Genomic DNA, 6,288 nt, shown 5'->3' on the forward strand with positions numbered 1-6,288 from the left:
AACGGCTTCGGTCTGGACCGGGCTGTCGGTGGATGCCTTGTCCAAGACGCTGCGGAACCTCACCGGCTCGCGAGGCGATGAAGGCCGATTTCTTCGGCGCCGATGATCCCCGCCAGGCCGCGGGCCCGCTGTCACAGGGCGCCCGCGGTGATCACATGGAGCACAGGCAGCAGCCGAGGACCGCACTCCGCAAGGGGGTGCGGTCCTCAAGGCGTGCGGCTACGAGGGCCAGCCGCCGTACGGCACGGTGATGAGTTCCATGGCGTGACCCGCCGGGTCCATGAAGTACACGCCGCGGCCGCCGTCGTTGTGGTTGACCGTACCGGGCTGCTTCCGGTGGGGGTCGGCGTAGTGCTCGATGCCGCGCTGCCTGATCTGCGCGTACGCCGCGTCGAACTCCTCCTCGGAGACCAGGAAGGCGTAGTGCTGCGGGGTGATGCTGTCCGCGGGGATGGTGGCGAAGTCCAGCGTGACACCGTTGCCCAGGCCGACCGCGACGAACGGCCCCCACTCGGCGGTGATCTCAAGATTGAGAAGGTCCGCGAAGAACTCGGCGGACTCCCGGTTGTCCCGGGCGTGAACGATCGTGTGATTCAAATCGACTGACAAGGAATGCCTCCGAAGGCATGTCCCGACACCTCCATGTCTCACCCAGCCGGTGACCGACACGCGATGCTGCCGTAGACCATACATCCATCTACCCAGCGGATCAAGGTCAGTTGAAGCGGCCTGCGGCCGTACCGCCGGAGGCGAGGAAGCTCAGGTTCTCGCCTTCGTGGTGGCGGTGCAAGTAACGGCATGCGACTGGCCGGCATGCCGAGCCGTGGGCTAAAGGGTGTTGCAGAAGGTTGGGCTTTGGCAGGTCGAAGGGGTGGGTGACCTGCTGTTTCACCGTGTCATGGCGAGGTTGTGCATGGCGGCGACGGCCTGGACGGCATGGTGAAGTCCGTCGCCTCGCTGTCGGCAGTCGCGAAGGATCTTCCAGTTCTTCATCCGGGCGAAGGTGTGCTCGACACGGGTTCGCACCCTTCGGTGTTCGGCGTTGTCCTGCTCCTGCCCTCGCAGGAGGGGGCGGCCGGCTCTCTTGCGGTGCGGGACGATCAGGCCGGTGCCGAGGTAGGCGCCGTCCGCGATCACCGTCGTGCCCGCCGTCAGGGCGGGCAGGTCCGACCCACGCCAGACATGTGGGTCGGCCTTGTTGCCCGGCGCCGGCCGGGCCGCCGCGATCACCAGGCGGGTGTCCGCGTCGATGATGACCTGCACGTTCGCCGAGAACCGGTAGTTGCGGGACGAGGCGCCGACCTTCCGGTCACGGACCGGGATCAAAGTGCCGTCCACAATCCACAACCGCTCGGTGTCCGCCACCGGCCGCGGAGCCCGCTCGATCGCCAGCAGCGGACGCAGCCGCTGGATGACCCGGCAGACCGTGGCAGGCGAGACACCGAACAGCGGCGCCAGCTGCCGCATGGTGAGATTCGTGCGGTAGTACACGGCCACCAGCAGCACCCGGTCCGGCAGCGGCAGACACCACGGGCGGCCACCACCAGGACCGTTCCCGCCCCGCTCCTTCACTACCTTCACCAGCCTCGCGAACCGATCCATCCGCAAGCCCGTGAACATCTCCACCCACACCGGCTCAGCCCGCAACACCCCACCCATACAGGGAAAATGCCCAGAACTGAGCCTTCTGCAACACCCTTTAGCCGCAGGAGGTACGAGTGGAACGGATCGCTGAGGACCAGGTCGCGCGCACCCGCCCTTGCCCAAAGCGGCAACCGGCAACTGCACACGGCCGTCCCGGCTGCCACGGGTGACGGGCCCAACCCATGGAAACCGCGGGTCTTACGCCAGCCCGGTAGCCGCACGCGGCCGTCTCCTCGGGGCGGGCAGCGTTGGGCCCGTCGTGGCCGGAACTGCGCACATGGCTGGAGCAGGGTGTCCCGCGGCCAGCCCCTCCGGTTCTCCACGCCGCTGTGATGATCCGACCCTCGTCATGATCACCTGAAGGTTACACCGAACGGGGGATTACGCATGGGCCAAGGCAAAGCCGCAGGCAGCAACGGCATGCTCACAGGGGACGACCGGCTTCCGGAATCGAACGGGGCGAAGCTTCCGCTGTCCCCGGACGAAATCGAGCGGCACAAGGTCCTGCCGGGGTGGGAGGGGCACTACACCGCGCCGCCCGCGGGCAGCACCGCCGATCCGCTGGTCCGGCCGCAGTTGCGCCTGGATCCTCCGGGACTCCTGCCGCCGCCCCCCGGCGGTCGGTCGGTCGGTCGGTCGACCTGAAGATCGCACCGGGTGTGCTCAAGACGGCCGCCAGCCGGATCGACGACATCTACGACCACTTCTACAAACCGGCCGCGTCATTGGAGGAGCCCGCGCTGAAGGCGGTGGGCGCGCTGGAGGGCCTGGAGTCGGCTCGGGCTGGCCGGCTCGCTCACCGGCAGTGGGAGCGGCAGGCCTGCACGGTCACGGGCTGGCTCGCACACATCGCCGAGAGCCTGCGGGCCAGCGACGGCACCTACACCCGGACCGATGTCGCGGTGGGCCAGACCGCCGGCCAGGTGCGGGTCCGCTCGGCGTTGGAGGACTACTGATGGCGGAGACCTTCTACCTCTCCCTGCTGGCCGTGGACCTGCCGGCGCTGGACGGGCCTGGCGGAGCGCTGGGAGACCATCCACAGGGACATCAAGGGCCTCGGCAAGCGCATGCACGACGAGGTGCTCACGCCGCTGCGCGACAAGGGGTACTGGGAAGGGGCGGCGGCCCCGTACGCCTGGAAGATGATCGACGACATCGAACGCCAGCTGGAGAACGCCGCCAAGGTGGCGGAGGCGGCACGGCGCGTCGTCGAGGACGGCGTGGCCGATCTGAAGTCCGCTCAGAAGGACCTCAAGGACGCCACACGGCGGGCCAAGGAGAAGGGCCTGCACATCAAGTCGGACGGGACACTCGCCACGGACGTCATCGGCAACGTCTGCAAGGTCGAGCTGACCGACGAGGAGAAGGCGACCATCGAGGCGGCGGATCAAGAGATGGCGCAGATCCTCGGACGGGGAGTCACCGCCGACCGCAACCTCGCCCACAGCCTGATGGCGGACCTCGGTCTGGGCCAGTGGTTCAACAGCAACCCGGAATTCACCGACATCGACTCCACCAAGAAGATCAGCGAGAGCGCGTACAACGCCCTGGACCTCGCGCTCCAGGGCAAGAACCCCTATCCGGGGCTCAGCTCGGACGATCCGTACTCGCTGGGCTGGGACTGGGTGACCGGCGACGGCCCCCGGCACCGTGACTACTACCACGGCGACGAGATGACCGAGCTCATCCGGTCCAGCCAGAGCATGGAGCAGCTGCGGCTGGACACGCTGGAGCAGTGGCGGTCGACCGGTCAGCCGCAGGGCAGCGTGGCGTACTCGATCTCGGAGAGCGGCAAGCTCGGCGCACTCAAGAAGCTCATCACCACGGATCTGCCGGCGATCGTCACGGCGACGAGGGGCATCTGGGCGAGGCGTTCACCGGCTCGTACAACCTGAACTACACGGTCAAGGGCCAGGATCCGGACGGCTCCCTGGTGGTCGAGTACACCATGAAGAACAACACCCGCGACGAATCTTTCCTCCACTACGTCGGCTACTACGAATGGCTGGAGAAGTTCAACCGCGAGGAAGGCGTCTTCTCGTCCGTGGACCAGAAGATCGTCTGGACCGAGCGCATTCCGGCGAAGGAGAAGTGAGCCGATGTACCGAACACGTCTGCCGGTGGCCGCTGCCGTGCTGGCTCTGCTGGTCTGTCTTCCGGGCTGTTCGTCGGCGTCCACCGCTGTCGAGGCGTGCATGGGCAAACAGGCGGTCGGGGCGACCTCCGGGGAACTCGCCGGCACCTACCGGGGCGAGGGCGACGCCGAAGGCGTGACGCTCACCCTGACGGCGTCACCGACCGTGCCGGGCAGCGGAACGGTCACCGTGCACGACTGGCCGACCGGGGACTGGTACCGGAGCGAACTCGGTGACACCTTCGACGGATCCGGCACCTGGTTCGTCGTACAGGGCGGCACCACGGCCACCGAATTCGCGCGCCTGTCCCTCTCCTTCACCGCGCCGAAACGCCTCCTGGACGGGGACACCCTTGACTCCCTGTCGATCGCCGAGACCGACGGACGCATCTCCCTCTACACGCAGGACGACCCGGACGTCTGCCCCGCCTTCCGGCTACGCCACCAAGACAACTGAACCCGACACCCCGCACAGCAACCGGTGAGAACACCCCATCCCCGCGCGAGCGGGGAGCAGTCTTCCTGACCTGCAGTTCTACCCTTCACCGCTCCACTCCCAAGTAATTTCCACCGGCAAAGACAACACACCCTCAGGGCCCACCCATGGTGAGCCCAGTGGTGAGTAACCCCAGGCAAGGTGAGTTCGGTGGTGAGCGGCCCCGGTGGCCGGCTCCCCCGCTCGCCACACCTACTGGCAGCAACGCCCACAAGAGGCCCTCTCCGTACGCACGAGAAGCAGAGGCGCCGACCGCTCGGCACTCGGCGCCCTGTCAGGCTTCGCCACGCGGGACCCAGGTCCCTCTTCCCCCTGCCTTCATCAGCGTGTTGACGATGTACGACCGGTTGCGGCCGCCCCGGAGCAGTCGCTCGGCCGCCAGGCCGAACGCCAGCGCAGGTCCCACGAGACCGAGGGCCTCGCCGGTACCGAGCGCCAGCCCCGCACCGGCGAGCCCGAGGCCTGTCTCGGCCGCGGCCCAGGCGAGCCGCCCGGGCCGTTCTCCGGAGGCCGGCAGCTTTCGCCGGACCGCCCGGAGCAGTGCGGGGAGCGCGTCGTCGGCCGCTGCCGCGTCACCGGCGCGCAGCGCTGCCTGGAAGGCGTCGCGCCGACGGGTCACGACCTCGTCCTGATGGATTTTCGCGATGTCCTGCCAGCTCAGTTCGGCGGCCGCCGCCAGGTTGGCCGGGGCCATCGCGTGTTCCGCAGGGGCTGTGGCCCCGGGGCCGGCGGGCTCGAAGAGCGCGTCCGTCGGACGCCCGAGGTAGAGCCCGATGTCGGCTGCTTCCGGGAGCGACCGCGGGGACGCCCCGTCGGTGCCCAGCGTCCGCTGCACCGCCGCGTTCCAGGCCTGCGTCGCGGTGTTCCACATCGCCGTCCTGTGCGGCGGATCCGTCGCCTCGAGGTGGGCGAAGAGCACGGCCCTGCGATGGCGGTTCGACGGCTCCACGTGCTCGTCGAGATAGGCCAGGGTCCGTTCCACCGGGGCGTAGTCGTGGCCGGGGAGCCCCGGCAGCTCCGCCACTTCCTCCAACACGTCGCGGTAAGAGCAGGGGCGCGTCACGGCGCTCGTGCCCAGCGGCACTCCCGCCTCGCGGGAGAAGTGATGCAGGGTCCACGCCACGGCTTCCAGCCTGCGCCGGATCACCCCGCCCTCTTCGTACCGTGCGCCCAGGGCGGTACCCCGCGCGAACAGCAGCCCGGGATTCGCCTCCCCGCGCTCCAGAACGGCTTCGGACAGCCTGACCAGAGGCTCTGCGGTGTCGAACGAAGACGAGAGCCAGCCGGACTCCAGGGCGCGGTGCAGGCCGGTGGTGACCAGGGCGAAGGGGGCGCTGCCGGCCGGAGCGGCGGTGGTGCAGCGCAGGAACGACGGGCAGCCGCGCACGAAGGACCGGAAGTCCTCCGTCTCGAACAGCGCCTGTACCACATGGCTGTCGATGAGCTGGACGTCACTCAGCACCACCGTGTGCCCTAACAGGGCCTGGATCTTCAGCATGACGACCAAGGACGTGTCCTGCGGGCCCCACCCAGACACGCGCAGATGCTCACCGTCCAGCCAGTGGGCATAGATCTCCATAGCTTCCCCCTTTCCCCCGCCGAACGAGGGGCTCCCCCTCGGCAGGACCCTACGGCGCGAAAGCCAACTCTGTTAAGCGCATGGCTGGTTGATGCCCTGGCGCGCACCTCGCACTGCCCCGAACCGAGACCTTGGTGGCACAGCCACAACGCGGCAAAGATCCCGGGACGGCTGTGTCCACGAGAACGGGTTCTGGTGGACACAGCCGCACGATGGGACGCGGCGTCCCGCCCATGTCTCCCTGGGGCCATCCCCCGCGCGTACGGAGAGCAGGTGATCGGGGCGACGCGTCGTTCGTAGTTCTGGGGACCGTCCCCGCAGGCGGGGAGCAGCATGGGTGGGGTAGCCCCCGCGGGGGCTACTGACACCGTTAGCGAATGTTCGGGTCTGATGCAGCGTTGGGTGACAGGTTTAGTCACGCGGCCTGTAGGGCCG

The 6,288-nt window shown here is 68.4% G+C and carries 7 protein-coding genes; 4 read left to right on the plus strand and 3 right to left on the minus strand.

The window, feature by feature from the left end; translation table 11 throughout:
* Nucleotides 1–219 precede the first annotated feature (219 nt).
* Nucleotides 220–609: a VOC family protein gene (locus tag IE321_RS40085; protein ID WP_190226570.1), complete on the minus strand. Its 390-nt coding sequence runs from the start codon at nucleotides 607–609 to the stop codon at nucleotides 220–222.
* A gap of 279 nt (nucleotides 610–888) precedes the next feature.
* The gene (locus tag IE321_RS40090) at nucleotides 889–1,659 is read right to left on the minus strand and encodes a transposase (RefSeq protein WP_190226571.1); all 771 of its coding nucleotides are present in this window, start codon (nucleotides 1,657–1,659) and stop codon (nucleotides 889–891) included.
* A gap of 644 nt (nucleotides 1,660–2,303) precedes the next feature.
* Between IE321_RS40090 and IE321_RS40095 the strand changes: the two genes are divergently transcribed.
* The 4 genes from IE321_RS40095 (at nucleotide 2,304) to IE321_RS40110 (ending at nucleotide 4,235) form a co-directional block, all read left to right on the plus strand.
* Nucleotides 2,304–2,600: a hypothetical protein gene (locus IE321_RS40095; protein WP_190226572.1), complete on the plus strand. Its 297-nt coding sequence runs from the start codon at nucleotides 2,304–2,306 to the stop codon at nucleotides 2,598–2,600.
* Between the two features lie 111 nt (nucleotides 2,601–2,711).
* Nucleotides 2,712–3,539: a hypothetical protein gene (locus IE321_RS40100; RefSeq protein WP_190226573.1), complete on the plus strand. Its 828-nt coding sequence runs from the start codon at nucleotides 2,712–2,714 to the stop codon at nucleotides 3,537–3,539.
* Between the two features lie 38 nt (nucleotides 3,540–3,577).
* Nucleotides 3,578–3,739 (plus strand): hypothetical protein, encoded by a 162-nt coding sequence (locus IE321_RS40105; RefSeq protein WP_190226574.1) that lies wholly within the window; start codon nucleotides 3,578–3,580, stop codon nucleotides 3,737–3,739.
* A gap of 4 nt (nucleotides 3,740–3,743) precedes the next feature.
* Complete coding sequence (locus IE321_RS40110; RefSeq protein ID WP_190226575.1) at nucleotides 3,744–4,235, plus strand: hypothetical protein; 492 nt, start codon at nucleotides 3,744–3,746, stop codon at nucleotides 4,233–4,235.
* A gap of 313 nt (nucleotides 4,236–4,548) precedes the next feature.
* Here IE321_RS40110 and IE321_RS40115 read toward each other — a convergent pair whose 3' ends face one another.
* Nucleotides 4,549–5,853 (minus strand): hypothetical protein, encoded by a 1,305-nt coding sequence (locus IE321_RS40115; protein WP_190226576.1) that lies wholly within the window; start codon nucleotides 5,851–5,853, stop codon nucleotides 4,549–4,551.
* Nucleotides 5,854–6,288: the final 435 nt, after the last annotated feature.

This window comes from Streptomyces hydrogenans, from assembly GCF_014656075.1.
Taxonomy (GTDB): domain Bacteria; phylum Actinomycetota; class Actinomycetes; order Streptomycetales; family Streptomycetaceae; genus Streptomyces; species Streptomyces hydrogenans.